Genomic DNA, 16,438 nt, shown 5'->3' on the forward strand with positions numbered 1-16,438 from the left:
AAACTAAAATGGTAAAAGTTGGTATTAACGGATTTGGTCGTATCGGCCGTAACGTGTTCCGCGCAGCATTGAACAACCCGAATGTACAAGTGGTGGCTGTTAACGATTTGACAGACACAAACACACTGGCTCACTTGCTTAAATATGACACTACTCATGGTAAGCTGGAAGCTACTGTAGAAGCTAAAGAAGGCGCGCTGATCGTAAATGGCCGTGAAATCAAGGTTTTTGCTGAACGTAACCCTGAGAACCTTCCATGGGCTTCTGTAGGCGCAGAAATCGTTGTTGAATCCACTGGTATTTTCACAGCGAAAGACAAAGCTGAGCTTCACTTGAAAGGCGGCGCGAAGAAAGTAATCATCTCCGCTCCAGCTACTAACGAAGATATCACTATCGTAATGGGCGTTAACGAAGATAAATACGATGCTTCCGCTCACACAATCATCTCCAACGCTTCTTGCACAACGAACTGCCTTGCACCATTCGCTAAAGTAATCAACGACAAGTTCGGTATCGTAAAAGGTATGATGACTACTATTCACTCGTACACTAACGATCAATCCGTATTGGACGTTCCACATAAAGACCTGCGCCGTGCTCGCGCTGCTGCAGAAAACATCATTCCTTCTTCCACAGGCGCTGCTAAAGCAGTATCCCTTGTACTGCCTGAGTTGAAAGGCAAATTGAACGGTATGGCTATGCGTGTTCCTACGCCTAACGTTTCCGTAACTGACTTGGTTGCTGAATTGAAAGTTAACGTAACTGTTGACGAAGTAAACGCAGCATTGAAAGATGCAGCTGAAACTTCCCTTAAAGGCATCATGAACTACTCCGATGAGCCGCTTGTATCGAGCGACTACAACAGCGACCCGGCTTCTTCCACAATCGACGCTTTGTCGACTATGGTTGTTGAAGGTAACATGGTTAAAATCATTTCTTGGTACGACAACGAGTGGGGCTACTCCAACCGTGTAGTTGACCTTGCTGCTTACATCGCTTCTAAGGGTCTGTAAGAACCCTTTAATTCCTAGGACGATCCCCCTAAGTCCCCCTTGAAAAGGGGGATTCCAAGGGTTCCCCTATGGACACCCAATAACCGTCGAAGGAGCTGCTTGTGGCAGCTCCTTCGCGATAGTTTGCGGATGCTCGCCATACGAACTTCGTGATACGCCGCATGGCGCATCACGGGATCGTAAGCTTTCATGCGGCGCTCCCTAGTTCAGAGTTCAAGAGTTTTTAATGCATCTGCGGCTCCCTTCAGGGGATCCGGATGCTTCTTTTTATTAGCGGTTGCCCGTTGCAACCTGCAACGCCGGTTTCCCTGCGGGAAACTAGAGCGAAACATATAGATATAAACCCGCACAGACTGCGGGATGGATAGCAAGTGGAGAATTTTAATATACTTAAGACCTTTATCATGGGGTTCCCGGGAGGATTTCACTAATGAACAAGAAGAGTGTGCGTGACGTTGAAGTAGCCGGTAAACGTGTATTTGTTCGTGTGGATTTTAACGTACCAATGGAGAACGGTGCGATTACGGATGATACGCGTATTCGCGAGACGCTGCCTACCATCAAGTATCTGATCGAGAACGGTGCGAAAGTGATTTTGGCGAGCCACCTGGGACGTCCAAAAGGTCAAGTCGTTGAAGGCATGCGTTTAACTGAAGCCGGCATTCGTTTGTCGCAATTGCTTGGCAAGCCGGTTGTCAAAACAGACGAAGCCGTTGGTGAATCTGTTAAAGCGCAAGTGGCTGCTCTTAAAGAAGGCGACGTGCTGTTGCTTGAGAACGTTCGTTTCTACGAGGGTGAAGAGAAGAATGATCCGGAATTGGCGAAGCAATTTGCCGAGCTGGCGGATCTGTTCGTCAATGATGCTTTCGGCGCTGCTCACCGCGCTCATGCATCGACTGAAGGTATCGCACACTATTTGCCGGCTGTATCCGGTCTTCTGATGGAGAAAGAGCTTGACGTGCTTGGTCGCGCGCTCCTGAAACCAGAACGTCCATTCACGGCGATTGTCGGCGGATCCAAGGTTAAAGATAAAATCGACGTTATCAACAAAATGATCGAAATCGCAGATAACATCATCATCGGCGGCGGTCTTTCCTATACGTTCTTCAAAGCGCAAGGCCATGAAATCGGCCAATCGCTCTGCGACAACTCCAAGCTTGATCTGGCGCTTGAGTTTATCGAGAAAGCCAAATCGATGGGCAAGCAGTTCCTGCTGCCGGTTGATATCGTCATTACGGACGAGTTCAGCGCGAAAGCAAACACGCAAATCGTTGATGTTGACGGCATCCCTGCTGAATGGGAAGGCATCGACATCGGTCCGAAAACACGTGAGCTGTATGCAGATGTAATCAAGAATTCCAAGCTGGTTGTATGGAACGGACCGATGGGCGTATTTGAAATCGAGCCATTCTCGCACGGTACTCGTGCAGTTGCAGCGGCTTGTGCAGATACAGATGCTTACACGATTATCGGCGGCGGCGATTCCGCGGCTGCTGCAGAGAAGTTCGGTCTTGCTGATAAGATGGACCACATCTCCACTGGCGGCGGCGCTTCGTTGGAATTCATGGAAGGCAAGGCGCTTCCGGGCGTCGTTGCACTGAACGATAAGTAAGGGATAAGGGGCGAATAACGATGCGTAAACCAATTATTGCAGGCAACTGGAAAATGTTCAAAACGGTTTCTGAAGCGACTGCATTCTTCGCAGACGTTAAAGGCAAAGCAGAGGTTGACGGTGTTGAAACAGTCATCTGCGCGCCATTCACAACACTGCCTGCGCTTGTAGAAGCGGCTAAAGGCACAGCGATCGCAATCGGTGCGCAAAATGTCCACTTCGAGGACAACGGTGCGTTCACGGGCGAAATCAGCGGCGTTATGCTGAAAGACCTTGGCGTTCAATATGTAATCATCGGTCACTCGGAGCGCCGCGCATATTTTGCGGAATCCGATGAGATTGTAAATAAGAAAGTCCATGCTGCATTCAAGCACGGTCTCACGCCGATCGTATGTGTTGGCGAGAAGCTGGAAGAACGCGAAGCAGAGCAAACCAAATCGGTTTGTAAAGTGCAAACCGAAGCAGCTTTCCAAGGTTTGTCCGCAGCACAAGCGGCAGAAGTTGTCGTTGCTTATGAGCCTATCTGGGCAATCGGCACAGGCAAATCTTCGACTTCCGCTGATGCAGAAGACGTGATTGCATTCATCCGCGATGTTATCGTGGGATTGTACGATGCAGCAACGGCTGATGCAGTTCGCATTCAATACGGCGGCAGCGTGAAACCGAACAACGTAAGCGAATATTTGGGTCAATCCAATATCGACGGCGCATTGGTTGGCGGTGCAAGCTTAGAGCCTGCATCCTTCATCGCACTTGTCGAGGGGGCGAAGTAAGATGACAGCTCCGGTTGCACTTATTATTTTGGACGGATTCGGTTTGCGTAACGATGTTACCGGCAATGCGGTTGCACAAGCGAACAAACCGAACTACGACCGCTACTGGAATACCTACCCGCATACGACATTAACGGCGTGCGGAGAGGCAGTAGGCTTGCCGGAAGGTCAAATGGGCAACTCCGAAGTTGGCCATTTGAACATCGGCGCAGGCCGTGTCGTCTATCAAGACCTGACTCGCATCAGCAAGTCGATCCGCGACGGTGAGTTCTTCGACAACGAGACGTTGATGGGTGCCATCCGTCACGTGAAGGAGAGTGGCAAGAAGCTGCATTTGTACGGCCTGCTGTCTGACGGCGGCGTACACAGCCATATTGCACACTTGTTCGCCCTGCTTGAGCTTGCGAAGAAGGAAGAAGTCGAGGAAGTGTACATTCATGCGTTCTTGGACGGCCGCGACGTGTCGCCGGACAGCGCAAAAGGATACCTCGAGCAACTTACAGCTAAGATCGAAGAAATCGGAGTAGGCAAAATTGCGACTGTTCAAGGCCGCTACTACGCGATGGATCGCGACAAACGTTGGGAGCGTACCGAGAAATCGTACCGTGCAATGGTTTATGGAGATGGACCGCAATATACAGATCCAATTAAAGCTGTTGTGGAATCCTACGAGAAATCGGTTTATGACGAGTTCGTCATGCCGACTGTTATCGTCAAAGAAGACGGCAGCCCGGTAGGTGTGGTGGAATCCGAAGATGCGGTTATTTTCTTCAACTTCCGTCCTGACCGTGCCATTCAGCTGTCGCAAGTGTTTACAAACAGCGACTTCCGCGGTTTCGACCGTGGACCGAAAGCGCCGGAGAATCTGTACTTTGTCTGCTTGACACTGTTCAGTGAAACCGTTGGCGGCTTCGTTGCGTATAAGCCGAAGAACCTCGACAACACGCTGGGTGAAGTGCTCGTGCAGAATGGGAAGCGTCAGCTTCGCATCGCCGAGACGGAGAAATACCCGCATGTTACGTTCTTCTTCAGCGGCGGTCGCGATGCAGAGCTTCCTGGCGAGACGCGTATTCTGATTCCTTCTCCGAAGGTAGCCACTTACGATCTTCAGCCGGAAATGAGCGCGTACGAAGTAGCAGCTGCAGCTGTGAAAGAAATCGAAGCAGATCGTCAAGATGTCATCATCTTGAACTTCGCGAACCCGGATATGGTGGGTCACTCCGGTATGCTGGAGCCGACGATCAAAGCGGTTGAAGCAACGGATGAGTGTCTGGGGCAAGTCGTGGAAGCGGTGCTGGCTAAAGGCGGCGTATGTCTGATTACGGCTGACCACGGCAATGCTGATATGGTGATCGATGAGAATGGTCGTCCGTTCACGGCCCATACGACAAATCCGGTTCCATTCATCGTCACCAAGCAGGTTGGACCTCTTCGTGAAGGCGGCGTCCTCGCGGATATCGCGCCGACGATTCTATCTCTTGCAGGTCTCTCGAAGCCGGAAGAGATGACAGGAACACCTCTGGTGCAAGGCTAAGAACGACAATGGTAAATTGCCTAGGCAGGTTTACTATATTCATTCATGCGTTTAATGATTAATGACGATAATCTAGGTAAAGAATCAATCAAAATTAAAGGAGTGTTTACGAACATGTCTATCATTACTGACGTTTATGCACGCGAAGTACTTGATTCCCGCGGTAACCCTACTGTTGAAGTTGAGGTTATGCTGGAGTCCGGCGGCAAAGGCCGCGCAATCGTTCCATCCGGTGCTTCCACAGGCGCTTACGAGGCTGTTGAGCTTCGTGACGGCGACAAATCCCGTTACCTGGGTAAAGGTGTTCTGACGGCTGTCGAGAACGTAAACACAATCATCGCTCCTGAAATCATCGGTTTGGATTCGCTTGATCAAGTGCTGATCGACCGTAAAATGATCCAGCTTGATGGCACGCACAACAAAGGCAAATTGGGTGCGAATGCAATTCTTGCCGTATCCATGGCTTGTGCACGTGCAGCAGCTGACGCGCTTGATGTACCTCTTTACACATACCTAGGTGGATTCAACGCGAAAACACTTCCGGTTCCAATGATGAACATCGTTAACGGCGGCGAGCACGCTGATAACAACATCGACGTTCAAGAGTTCATGGTTCTGCCGGTTGGCGCAGAAAGCTTCAAAGAAGCTCTTCGCATCGGTACTGAAATCTTCCACAACCTGAAATCGGTTCTGAAAGATAAAGGCCTGAACACAGCTGTAGGCGACGAAGGCGGTTTCGCACCGAACCTTGGTTCCAACGAAGAAGCCATCACTACAATCATCTCCGCTATCGAGCGCGCAGGCTACAAGCCGGGCGTTGACGTATTCCTCGGTATGGACGTGGCTTCCACTGAGTTCTACAAAGACGGCAAATACCACCTTGAAGGCGAAGGCCGTTCGTTCACTTCCGCTGAGTTCGTGGACCTGCTTGCTTCGTGGGTTGAGAAGTACCCGATCATCACAATCGAAGACGGCTGCTCCGAAGACGACTGGGAAGGTTGGAAATTGCTCACTGACAAATTGGGCGGTAAAGTCCAACTCGTTGGTGATGACCTGTTCGTAACCAACACAGAGCGTTTGTCCGACGGTATCGACAAAGGTGTAGGTAACTCCATCTTGGTTAAAGTAAACCAAATCGGTTCCCTGACTGAAACATTCGATGCGATCGAAATGGCAAAACGCGCCGGCTACACAGCTGTAATTTCCCACCGTTCCGGCGAGTCCGAAGACAGCACAATTGCAGACATCGCAGTGGCGACAAACGCAGGCCAAATCAAAACAGGCGCACCGTCCCGTACGGACCGCGTTGCAAAATACAACCAATTGCTTCGCATCGAAGATCAATTGGGTTCCACAGCTCAATACGCAGGCAAAAGCGCGTTTTACAACCTGAAAAACTTTAAATAAGTTTCGAGGGAAAAACGACTGAAGCCAAAATGGCATAAGAGTGTCCCAAAAGGTGAGGTAGTTTAAGCCTAGGCATTCGCTATAATTAGGGAGAGATAACAAGGCGCAAGACTTGTTGCTCTCCCTTTTTGCATGGAAAGAGCAGGAAGGGCAGAACAAAAAACTATAGAGCTATGAGGTGGAAGCATTGGCTAAACCGGTTGTAGGCTTACAGTTGTATACGCTTCGTGATCAAACGGAGAAGGATTTCATCGGAACGATTCGCAAGGTAGCCGAAATGGGCTACAAAGCAGTAGAATTTGCAGGTTACTTCAATACGCCTGCGAAGGAATTGAAAGCCTTGTTGGACGAGCTTGGCTTGCAAGCTCCATCGGCGCATGTCGGTCTAAACTTCGGTGAGCCTGAGAAAATCGAAGCCGACCTGGCAAAGCAAATTGAATATGCTAAAGAAATCGGTCTTCAATATATCGTGACACCATGGGCTCCGCTGCCTGAGAACCCGACGGCAGAAGATGTGAACAAACTGGCAGACATTCTGGCTGCAGCCGGTAAGCAAGTATCGGAAGCGGGACTTATCTACGGCTATCATAATCATGATTTCGAATTCAAGCTGGTTGAAGGTAAACCGGTTATCGATCTGCTTCTGGAGAAAGTGCCTGCAGAATACCTCATTGCCGAATTTGATTTCGGCTGGGTACACATGGGCGGACAAAACCCGGTTGAGTATGCAAACCGTTATGCGGGCCGTTTACCTTTGGCGCACTTTAAAGATTTTGGCCAAGGTCGCAGCGACACCGAGGTGGGCAAAGGAATCGTGAATTTGAAAGGCGTCTTGGACGTAGCGGAGCAATCCGGAATTCAATACATCTTCGTGGAACAAGAGCAGTTCGTTTCTTCGTCGCTGGAGAGCGCGAAGATCAGCCTTGATTTCTTCCGCGAGAACGACTACCTATAATCGTTAAGTATAGAAAGGCTCTGCGTTCCCGGCTTGGGATTGCGGAGCCTTTTTTGCATGCTGCATGCTGCCAGTGCTAGATAAAGCGAGAATGCTTGCGGAATTGACCTGGAGGTACGCCGGTCTGTTGTTTAAACCATTTGGTAAAGTTGTGAATGGAACCGACCTGAAGCTCATCGGCGATGGCGAGGATCGAGTGCTCGGAATGGGCTAGCAGCTCCTTGGCTAGCAGCAATTTGCGACTCATGAAATAATCATAGGGGGTCGTTCCCATCTGTGCGCGGAAGAGTCTTGCCATATGATCAGGGTGGTAGGAGCTCCACTGTCCAAGCCAGTTATGGTCATAACGTTCGCGAGCGTGCTCGTCGCATTTGGCTGCGATCGCGCTAATGATAGGAGTTAGGGGCTGCTGCTTGCTGGACTTGCGAAGCTCATCTTGCTTAATGGCAGCAAGCAGTTCTAGCAGAAGTCCGCGAAGGAGCGGAGCTGTATAGGCTCGCGATTCGGCACTGTAGCATTCGGCCAGACGTGCAAAGCGAGGCTCGAACCGATCCACAGACAGCTGCCGCATATCTTGGAATTGGAGACAATCATCCGGAAGATCTGCGCTTCCGACCAGCATTCTATTATCTTGCGTAGTGTCTTGCGCCGGGTCGAATTTGGCGGTATCGCGAATCTTAATCCCTGAGCTTCTCTCTAAGGGGTTATGTTCTTCCCAGCTGAAGTGCAAGCCGTATAAGAGAAACGGAGCTGCCTCATCGGCGATGAAGTGATGCACCGTATCGGGGCCGTAGTAGAACAAGCAGCCGGGGAGAGCGCTGTAAGACTCGCCTTGAATGAAAGCCGTTCCGTGACCGGCGGCAACGAAAATAAACTGATGCTCATCGATAACCCTTGGACCGAACGAGAAGCCCGGCAGACACTGCAGTTTATTGGCATACCAAACGGCAGGCTGCAGCGATTGCCAGCTAATGGTTGGCGCGGGACCGTTGGACAAGTTGAGTGCCCCCTCTTGTGAATCAGAATGTCGCTCAGAGTTAAAAATCCGTCGGATGCAAATAAATACACCGCTTTCATCTAAGCATATAATGGATTTATAAAGTCGACAATCGACAAATTCCTAATGGGATGAAAGGGTGGGATGGCGATGGATCCGGCAATTAAACCGGCAACGCGGTCTTTTGAAGATGCGACACCTTTATTGGCGGCACCTGAGGAACTAAGACGCGAAGCGGAGAAGAAGGGGTATCTGTTCTTTAAGCATTTCTTCACTCGGGAAGAAGTGATAGAGCTTCGGGGGCAGATGTTGAATGTCCTGCAGGAAGAAGGGCTTCTGGACGATGAAGCGCCGCTGCTTGATGGGATTGGCAATCAGCCGCTTATTGACAACATGACGGTCGAAGAGCTGAACTGGAATGGAATCGGAACGACGCAGCAGGTTTATCATAAGGTTCAGAAGCTGGAATCCTTCCATGCTGTGGCTCATCATCCCAAGCTGCTTGGTTTGTTCGATACGTTGTTCGGTGAACGCACCTTCCCGCATCCTCGCAATATTGCTCGTATTATGCTGCCAAGCGACAAGCTGAACGTGACGCCGCCGCATCAAGATTTTCTCCATATCCAGGGCAGCTACACCACATGGACCTGCTGGGCACCAATCGGCGATGTGCCTAAGGCGCTCGGCGGTTTATCGGTACTTGAAGGCAGTCATGATACGGGGCTGCTTACGGTGACGGCTAATCCCGGTGCCGGGGGATTGGAGTCGATTCTTTGCGGGCTTGGTTATGAATGGGCGGAGACCGACTATGAAGCGGGAGACATCTTGATTTTCCACAGCTTGACGGTGCATAAGGCGCTTGCCAACACGATTCCCGGACGGGTGCGCTTGTCGCTCGATTTGCGGTTTCAGCCTGCCAGCCAACCAATCGAGAACGCCTCCTTGCTGCCGCACGGGCCATTCGAGTGGGATGAACTGTACGAGGGCTGGACACGCGAGGAGCTGCAGTACTATTGGAAGAAGGAGCAGTTCACGTTCCTGCCATTCAACGAGGAGATCCGCTGGCAGAAGGACAAAATCTGTTAGCTTGTATTAGCCACCTTGCTATGGTACAATAATATTGTTGTTTCTAGGTCTTGTCTCCTTAGGCAAGGCACGGCAAACTTTAAATTTGCTCCTTGTGCGCAGGAGGTGGAACTATGGAAATCACTTTTAAAATTTTGCTTATTATTTTCTCCTTGGCTCTGATCTCAGTTGTACTTTTGCAAAAAGGGAAGAGCGCTGGGTTGTCGGGTGCAATTTCCGGCGGTGCTGAGCACTTGTTCGGTAAGACTAAAGCACGCGGCTTGGACCTGTTCTTACAGCGTATGACAATTGCAGTGGCAGCAGGCTTCTTTATTACTGCTCTGGTTGTTGCGTACCTAGTTAAGGCGTAAATGAAATAAGATGTACAGAAAGCGGGCTTAGGGCTCGCTTTTTTTGTTGCTTGTTGGAACTGGAAAAAGTTGACTGAGTATATACCACCGGCGAAAATTGTTATTTTTGCCAGGCTGGTGCGGATGGTGGCCATACCTTTCGTGTATACTATATAGTATATGGCAAATCTATCAACCGAAGTGGTACATGAGGTGAGAAGTTATGGTAACAGAGCAGCAGCTGCTGGAGTTTATGCGTGAGCAGGCGTACAAGCCGATGACCTACCAAGAGCTAGATAAGCAGCTGGGCGGAGAGGGAGATGCGGCATCGTTCCGCAATTTCCTTGTAGTCTTAAACGAGCTGGAGAATGAGGGCAAAGTCGTACGGAATTCCAGCGACCGCTACGGGCTTCCGGAGCGGATGAATTTGGTGCGCGGGCGGGTACAGGGTCATGCGAAAGGTTTTGCTTTCTTAATCCCTGAGGACAAGGGACATGGCGATGTGTACATCAACGCCAACGATCTGAAGAGTGCGATGAACGGCGATATCGTGCTCCTGCGCGTCACTTCGAAGAGCGCATCCGGCGGTCGCATGGAAGGCGAAGTCGTGAAGATCATCGATCGCGCTGTGACGCAAATTGTCGGAACATTTGATCATCATGAGTCGTATGGTTTCGTGCTGCCGGATGATAAAAGGATTAATCGGGATATTTTTATTCCACAGGGTCAATTTAAAGGCGCGGTAACCGGCCAAAAGGTTGTCGTGCGCATCGTGTCCTATCCGGAAGGCCGTTCGGCGGCTGAAGGTGAAATCATTGAGGTGCTCGGTCATAAGGATGACCCGGGCATTGATATTCTCTCCATTATTCGGAAGCATCAGCTGCCTGAGAGCTTCCCTGATGATGTGATGGCAGAAGCCGAGGCAGCTCCGGATTCCATCACGGAGGATGAGATTGTGCGTCAAGGCCGCCGTGACCTGCGCGATAAGGTCATTGTAACGATCGATGGCGAGGACGCTAAAGACCTGGATGATGCAGTTAATGTGGAACGCCTCGAGAACGGCAACTTCGTGCTGGGCGTGCATATAGCAGACGTCGGTTACTATGTAAAAGAAAATTCGGCACTGGATCAAGAAGCTTACCGCCGCGGATGCAGCGTGTACTTGGTGGACCGTGTTATTCCGATGCTGCCTCACCGCTTGTCGAACGGGATCTGTTCCTTAAATCCGCAGGTGGATCGATTGACGCTATCCTGCGAGATGGAGTTTGATGCAGCTACGCTTAAGCGCGTGCGCCATGAAGTGTTTACGAGCGTCATTCGGACGAAAGAGCGTATGACCTATACGAATGTTCGCAAAATCGTCGCGGATGAGGATCCCGAAGTTATGGAGCGCTATGCCGAGCTGGTACCGACGTTCAAGCTGATGGAAGAGCTTGCGATGCGTTTGCGCAATATGCGGATGAAGCGTGGCGCGATTGATTTTGACTTCATCGAGTCCAAGGTCATTGTGGACAGCGATGGCAAAGCGATCGACATCGTGAAGCGTGAGCGTTCCATTGCGGAATCGATTATCGAAGAGTTTATGTTAGCAGCGAACGAAACGGTGGCGGAGCATTTCCACTGGCTGAAGGTACCGTTCCTGTACCGGACGCATGATAATCCGGATCAAGAGAAGCTGCTGCATTTCGTGCAGTTTGCGGCTAACTTCGGGTATACGATTAAAGGCAAAGGCGGAAGCGTCATTCATCCGCGTGCGCTGCAGACGCTGCTTGAGGATGTGCGCGGGTCGAAGGAGCAGACCGTTATATCGACGGTGATGCTGCGTTCGATGAAGCAGGCGAAGTACGATGCGGAGAGTCTCGGCCACTTCGGCCTTGCCGCCGAGTTCTACTCGCACTTCACGTCGCCGATTCGGCGTTATCCCGATCTTGTCATCCACCGCGTCATGCGCGAAGTATTCGAGAATGGCGGCACGCTGACGGATGCTCGTCAGGAAGCGCTGACAGCGCGTATGCCCGATATCGCGCAGCAGTCGTCGGAGCGGGAGCGCCTCGCGGTTGAAGCGGAGCGCGACACGGAGAAGCTGAAGAAATGCGAGTACATGCTCGATAAAGTCGGCGAAGATTTCGACGGCATCATTAGCAGCGTGACGAGCTTCGGCATCTTCGTGGAGCTGCCTAATACGGTCGAGGGGCTCATTCGATTGAGCGAGCTCTCGGACGATTATTATCACTTCCACGAGCAGCACATGCTGCTGATCGGCGAGCGTACGTCGAAGACGTACCGCATCGGCGATGAGGTGCGCATCCGCGTGGAGCGGGTGAATATGGATGAGCATACCATTGATTTTGGGATGCTCGAGAATAAGAGCGCTGACGGCGCCGACCGTGCGCGCGAGTATGGGCTTGGCGGCGGCCGCAGCGGAGCCGGCCGCGGTTCGCGCAGCGGCGGCGGAGGCCGCGAGCGTGGCGGCGCAGCCGCGCAGCGCAGCGGGCGCGGAGGCGCAGGCGCGCGCGAGGGCCGCGGAGGCGGCAGCGCGCCGGCGGTGGCGCGCGAAGCGGCCGTTGGGCCGCGCGGACGCGGCCAGCGGCGCGGCGGCGCAGCTGCGGCGGAGCCGGGCGCGACGCGCAGCAGCGGAGCGGGAGCGCCGCAGGCGGAGCGCGGCGGCAGCGAGCGCGGCGGACGCAGGCGCAAGGGCCGCGGCGGCGAAGCGGCGCGCAGCGGCGGAGCGGCGACGCAAGGCGCGGGAGTCGTGCCGGTGCGTCGCGAAGGCGATACGCGTGCATGGAAGCCGGAGGATGATTTCAACCTCGATCGGCTTCTCGGTACGGATGGTGCAGCGCGTAGTGGCGGCGAGTCCGGTGAAGCTAAGCGTAAAGCAGTCCGCACGGATATGTGGGGCTTGCCGATTCTGAATGCAGGGTCGCTTAAGGATAACGGTGAAGATCCGGATGCTTACCGTTCGCGCGGTCGTGATGGTGGCGGTGGCCGAGGCTCACGCAGCGGCGGCGGTGACCGCGGATTTGGCGGTCGTTCTTCCGGCTCCGGTCGTGGAGGATCTTCCCGAAGCGGCGGCGGCAATGGTGGCGGAAGCGGCAGTGCTGCCGGTGGAACCGGCTCTCGCCGTAAGAAACCGGCTGGCGGTGAGTCTACGCCTGTAACGCCTGCACCTGATGCAGGGAGCACTAGCACAGCCGGTACTGGCGGCACTGGCTCGAAGCCGCGTAAGAAGAAGAAAGACGGCAACTCGACCGCAGCTTTTGTGCGGAAGAAACGCTTGTAATACGCGGTTGAAGCTTGCTTTTACCAAATCTTGATTTCAATCTGTAAAGTTGTTACAATGGACTCCTGACTGCAATGGTTAGGAGTCCGTTTATTACTGGAGAGGTGGGATAGAAGTGGCGAAGAAGAGTGACGGGAAACAGCTGGCACAGAATAAGAAGGCTTCCCATGACTATTTCATCGAGGATACCTTTGAAGCGGGCATGGTGCTGATGGGAAGTGAAATTAAGTCGCTTCGGATGGGACGGGCCAACATTGGTGATGCGTTTGCCACGATTCGGAACGGTGAGATTTTCATTCACAATTTGCACATCAGTCCTTTCGAGCAAGGTAACCGAAGCAATCCGGATGATCCGACTCGGACGCGCAAGTTATTGATGCACAAGGTTCAGATTCATAAGCTGCTTGGGTTGTCCAAGCAAGATGGCTATGCAATCGTGCCGCTTAAGATTTATGTTCGCAACGGTTACGCGAAGCTGCTGCTCGGCCTTGGTAAAGGGAAGAAGCAGTACGATAAACGAGAATCGGCGGCGAAGAAGGATGCGCAGCGCGATATTCAACGTGCATTGCGTGAGAAGCAGAAGGTTGCCAGATAGTCGGGATTGTTCGGCTGCTGGTTGTAATGGTGAACGTCGCCATCGCTTCCAGAAAGACATGCCTTCACGAAGGCGGCACCTGTGTTATACTAAGTAAGCAACGAACGACGAAGTATCGTTTTACATGCTCAAGTACGTTGAGACTGCCTGAACGTTAGGCGGTACCAGTCGACAGAGCGTCTTACCTGCTAAACGGAACGTATGGAGCCGTTTATGCGATATTGGGGGCGTTTATGGATTCGACGGGGATAGTTCGAGCATGGGTTGCGGGTAGTGGGGACGCGTCCACTTCATCAACGCTAAAGCCTATTAAACGGCAAATCACAAAACAACTACGCTTTAGCAGCTTAATAACCTGTTAGCGTGCTCCTCCTCAGCATCGCCCATGTGACTGGGATAGGGGCTCACATATAGTGGGATACGCCGCTTCGGTCTCCGCCTGGGGTCGACGGAAGAAGATAATCAGGCTGACCCAACGCAGAGCCGGTTACGGGGCGCTGCTCGGGTGACATCAAAACTGTGACTACACCCGTAGAAGCCTGTGTGGCGTTGTCTTCGGACAGGGGTTCAAATCCCCTCGCCTCCACCAAATGTAGAACCACATCCGCATGAGGATGTGGTTTTTGCTTTTGTAGAGCTGCAAATAATTCGTCGCTACTGATGCCTTTCGTTCACCACTTCACAATCACGCAGCAACATCCCTCTTCGTAAATACGAGCCAAGAGACCAGATTGAACACGATGAAGTAAACGATCAGTACAGCAACTGAAAAAGCAAGGGTCATCCCTTCTTGATAAGGGTGGCCTGATAAATAGGGGGACAGATCGATATTCGCAAACAAAATGTACTTGCTCCAGGCATAGGGGCGGAGGAACTCGGTAGCGATCTGACCCGCAAACATGGCAAAGAGGGAGATTCCGATGGCCATCGCACTGCTGCGAAACGCTGTCGAAATCATGAAGGCAATGGTAACGAACATAATCGTCGATATCCCTTTAAGCAAGTACGTTTGCAGCAGGTTCGCGACCATGTTCTGTTCCACAACATCTCCGTCAGCATTAACGCTTAGCAAGGGCAAGTCGATGTGCCCGAATCCATACAACATTCCGTTAATCAAGATCGATACGATAAACAGGATGATCAGGAGCGTGATCCCGAATAGAATCATGGATACATATTTAGACAGAAGGATTTTGAGCCGGCTGCTCGGTCGGATCAACAGCAGCTTGATCGTGCCGGAGGAGAATTCGCCGGCCATGCTGTCCCCTGCGACAATAACGGTAAATAACGTAACCAGAATCACGAAGTTCGTCGATATATGAATACCCATCCAAAGCGTGCCATCGACCGGCCGGATATCGTGCTTAAGCTGATATTCGTATAGGGCTACCAGCTCTTCATAGTTGCTTTGACTTTCCTTGCTCAGATCCGGCTTCTGCAAAGCTTGCAGTCGGGATTGTTTCTCCGCGGCGACATGCTCCTGCCAAGTACCGCTCTTCGGGTCATTACTGTAGTCGTTCCATGCCGCGAAGTTCACAAAGCCAAGAATAACGATCATGACTCCGATCATGATCCACGTTCGGATTCGGCGATACAGCTTCATATTTTCGTTTAGCAACAGACTACCCAATTTGTCCGCCTCCCGTTATTTCTAAGAATCGATCCTCCAAGGATTGACGTTGTGCTTGAACACCGTAAATTCTGACATCCACTCTCATCAGATCCATCAGGATATCCGGAATCCGCTCCTTCTCAGCCACAAACGCCAGCCCTTCAGGAAGAGCCTTCACTTCCTTCACATACGCAATCGCCTTCATGGCATCCAGTGCGCGATCGACCGGTTTCGCCTCTATGACGAAGGTTTGCGTTTGGTTTGCCGACTGAACAAACTCCTGAATCGGTTTCACATCGACCAGCTTGCCTTGTTGGAGGATGGCAACGCGATCGCACATCAGCTCCATCTCGGACAATAAATGGCTGGAGACAATGACGGTAATTCCTTCCGTGCGGGTCAACAGGCGCAAATAATCGCGAAGCTCGCGAATGCCCGCCGGATCAAGCCCATTGGTCGGCTCATCCAGAATGAGCAGGGACGGACGATGCAGGAGTGCCTGCGCTACTCCTAATCGCTGACGCATTCCCAGAGAATACTTCTTCACCTTGTCACGGATCCGATTGTCCAGCTTAACGAGGCTGACTACCTCATCGATGCGTGCCTTGGTCACGCCCGGCACCATTCGCGCATAATGAACGAGATTGTGATAGCCGCTCAAATACTTGTACATTTCCGGATTTTCCACGATGGCTCCGACATGACGGATCGCTTGCTCGAACTCGGTTTTTATATTTTTCCCTTTGATGAAGATTTCGCCTTCGGTAATGGACATTAAGCCAACCATCATGCGAATGGTGGTCGTCTTGCCGGCCCCGTTGGGCCCTAAGAATCCGAAAATTTCTCCCTGCGGAACATCGAATGTTAGATTATCAATGATCGTGGAACGGCCGATTCGTTTGGTTACTTGACGCAAGCTGAGGACGGGTTCATTGCTCATGATCGATCTCCTTCTATATGGTAATGGCTGAAGCGTGTGAGCGAGCACTTCAATGTTTTAATATGATTCTAATTCAATAATTATTGTTTTACAATAAATTTTTACTATATAAAGATGTATTATTGTTGTTAAAAGGTGACTGCTCCTCTGTTTTCCACTACGTGTTCCTATGAATTAGATGAAGAAGGATCTACGCCACGCAACCTTAATCTCGTGATATAATCTTACTAAACATGCCAGTTGGCCTTATAGGAATGGATGATATGTAAGCGCACCCAACGATAGAGTTGGATGTCGCGGGA

General features: G+C 51.6%; 13 protein-coding genes and 1 other RNA gene. 11 read left to right on the forward strand and 3 right to left on the reverse strand.

Going from position 1 to position 16,438, the window contains the following annotated elements; translation table 11 throughout:
- Positions 1-8 precede the first annotated feature (8 nt).
- The 6 genes from gap (at position 9) to AC0YNS_RS30910 (ending at position 7,294) form a co-directional block, all read left to right on the forward strand.
- Positions 9-1,013, forward strand: coding sequence for a type I glyceraldehyde-3-phosphate dehydrogenase (gap, locus tag AC0YNS_RS30885; protein WP_475784701.1), 1,005 nt, complete (start codon positions 9-11; stop codon positions 1,011-1,013).
- Between the two features lie 430 nt (positions 1,014-1,443).
- On the forward strand, positions 1,444-2,625 hold the full coding sequence (locus tag AC0YNS_RS30890; RefSeq protein ID WP_475784702.1) for a phosphoglycerate kinase: 1,182 nt from the start codon (positions 1,444-1,446) through the stop codon (positions 2,623-2,625).
- Positions 2,626-2,645: 20 nt separating this feature from the next.
- Positions 2,646-3,398: a triose-phosphate isomerase gene (tpiA, locus tag AC0YNS_RS30895; RefSeq protein WP_475784703.1), complete on the forward strand. Its 753-nt coding sequence runs from the start codon at positions 2,646-2,648 to the stop codon at positions 3,396-3,398.
- 1 nt (position 3,399) lies between these two features.
- Positions 3,400-4,932: a 2,3-bisphosphoglycerate-independent phosphoglycerate mutase gene (gene gpmI, locus AC0YNS_RS30900; protein ID WP_475784704.1), complete on the forward strand. Its 1,533-nt coding sequence runs from the start codon at positions 3,400-3,402 to the stop codon at positions 4,930-4,932.
- Positions 4,933-5,046: 114 nt separating this feature from the next.
- Positions 5,047-6,339 (forward strand): phosphopyruvate hydratase, encoded by a 1,293-nt coding sequence (gene eno, locus AC0YNS_RS30905; protein ID WP_091225610.1) that lies wholly within the window; start codon positions 5,047-5,049, stop codon positions 6,337-6,339.
- 178 nt (positions 6,340-6,517) lie between these two features.
- Entirely contained in the window at positions 6,518-7,294 is a 777-nt protein-coding gene (locus AC0YNS_RS30910; protein ID WP_475784705.1) for a sugar phosphate isomerase/epimerase family protein, read from the forward strand.
- A 76-nt stretch (positions 7,295-7,370) separates the two neighbouring features.
- Here AC0YNS_RS30910 and AC0YNS_RS30915 read toward each other — a convergent pair whose 3' ends face one another.
- Complete coding sequence (locus tag AC0YNS_RS30915; RefSeq protein ID WP_475784706.1) at positions 7,371-8,291, reverse strand: helix-turn-helix domain-containing protein; 921 nt, start codon at positions 8,289-8,291, stop codon at positions 7,371-7,373.
- 150 nt (positions 8,292-8,441) lie between these two features.
- Here AC0YNS_RS30915 and AC0YNS_RS30920 point away from each other — a divergent pair, with 150 nt between their 5' ends.
- The 5 genes from AC0YNS_RS30920 to ssrA all read left to right on the forward strand — a co-directional run bounded on the left by AC0YNS_RS30920 (position 8,442) and on the right by ssrA (position 14,173).
- The gene (locus AC0YNS_RS30920) at positions 8,442-9,377 is read left to right on the forward strand and encodes a phytanoyl-CoA dioxygenase family protein (RefSeq protein ID WP_475784707.1); all 936 of its coding nucleotides are present in this window, start codon (positions 8,442-8,444) and stop codon (positions 9,375-9,377) included.
- A 113-nt stretch (positions 9,378-9,490) separates the two neighbouring features.
- A complete protein-coding gene (gene secG / locus AC0YNS_RS30925; protein ID WP_090986128.1) occupies positions 9,491-9,727 on the forward strand; it encodes a preprotein translocase subunit SecG in 237 nt (78 codons plus the stop codon).
- Between the two features lie 202 nt (positions 9,728-9,929).
- Entirely contained in the window at positions 9,930-12,989 is a 3,060-nt protein-coding gene (gene rnr / locus AC0YNS_RS30930) for a ribonuclease R (RefSeq protein WP_475784708.1), read from the forward strand.
- Positions 12,990-13,104: 115 nt separating this feature from the next.
- A complete protein-coding gene (gene smpB / locus AC0YNS_RS30935) occupies positions 13,105-13,584 on the forward strand; it encodes an SsrA-binding protein SmpB (protein ID WP_091225616.1) in 480 nt (159 codons plus the stop codon).
- Positions 13,585-13,807: 223 nt separating this feature from the next.
- Positions 13,808-14,173, forward strand: a transfer-messenger RNA (tmRNA) gene (gene ssrA / locus AC0YNS_RS30940).
- A 96-nt stretch (positions 14,174-14,269) separates the two neighbouring features.
- Here ssrA and AC0YNS_RS30945 read toward each other — a convergent pair.
- Positions 14,270-15,214 carry an ABC transporter permease gene (locus AC0YNS_RS30945; protein ID WP_475784709.1) on the reverse strand — a complete coding sequence of 315 codons (945 nt, stop codon included), beginning with the start codon at positions 15,212-15,214 and terminating at the stop codon, positions 14,270-14,272.
- Positions 15,207-16,136: an ABC transporter ATP-binding protein gene (locus tag AC0YNS_RS30950; protein WP_475784710.1), complete on the reverse strand. Its 930-nt coding sequence runs from the start codon at positions 16,134-16,136 to the stop codon at positions 15,207-15,209. Before AC0YNS_RS30950 ends, AC0YNS_RS30945 begins: the two co-directional genes overlap by 8 nt.
- Positions 16,137-16,438 lie beyond the last annotated feature (302 nt).

The sequence above is a fragment of the Paenibacillus sp. J22FR21 genome (assembly GCF_056269135.1).

Excerpts from the sequence above, each read along its gene's own strand:
- secG (WP_090986128.1), top strand. The coding sequence starts at position 9,491 with ATGGAAATCACTTTTAAAATTTTGCTTATTATTTTCTCCTTGGCTCTG.
- AC0YNS_RS30920 (WP_475784707.1), top strand. The coding sequence starts at position 8,442 with ATGGATCCGGCAATTAAACCGGCAACGCGGTCTTTTGAAGATGCGACA.
- gap (WP_475784701.1), top strand. The coding sequence starts at position 9 with ATGGTAAAAGTTGGTATTAACGGATTTGGTCGTATCGGCCGTAACGTG.
- AC0YNS_RS30950 (WP_475784710.1), bottom strand. The coding sequence starts at position 16,136 with ATGAGCAATGAACCCGTCCTCAGCTTGCGTCAAGTAACCAAACGAATC.
- tpiA (WP_475784703.1), top strand. The coding sequence starts at position 2,646 with ATGCGTAAACCAATTATTGCAGGCAACTGGAAAATGTTCAAAACGGTT.
- AC0YNS_RS30890 (WP_475784702.1), top strand. The coding sequence starts at position 1,444 with ATGAACAAGAAGAGTGTGCGTGACGTTGAAGTAGCCGGTAAACGTGTA.
- rnr (WP_475784708.1), top strand. The coding sequence starts at position 9,930 with ATGGTAACAGAGCAGCAGCTGCTGGAGTTTATGCGTGAGCAGGCGTAC.
- gpmI (WP_475784704.1), top strand. The coding sequence starts at position 3,400 with ATGACAGCTCCGGTTGCACTTATTATTTTGGACGGATTCGGTTTGCGT.
- eno (WP_091225610.1), top strand. The coding sequence starts at position 5,047 with ATGTCTATCATTACTGACGTTTATGCACGCGAAGTACTTGATTCCCGC.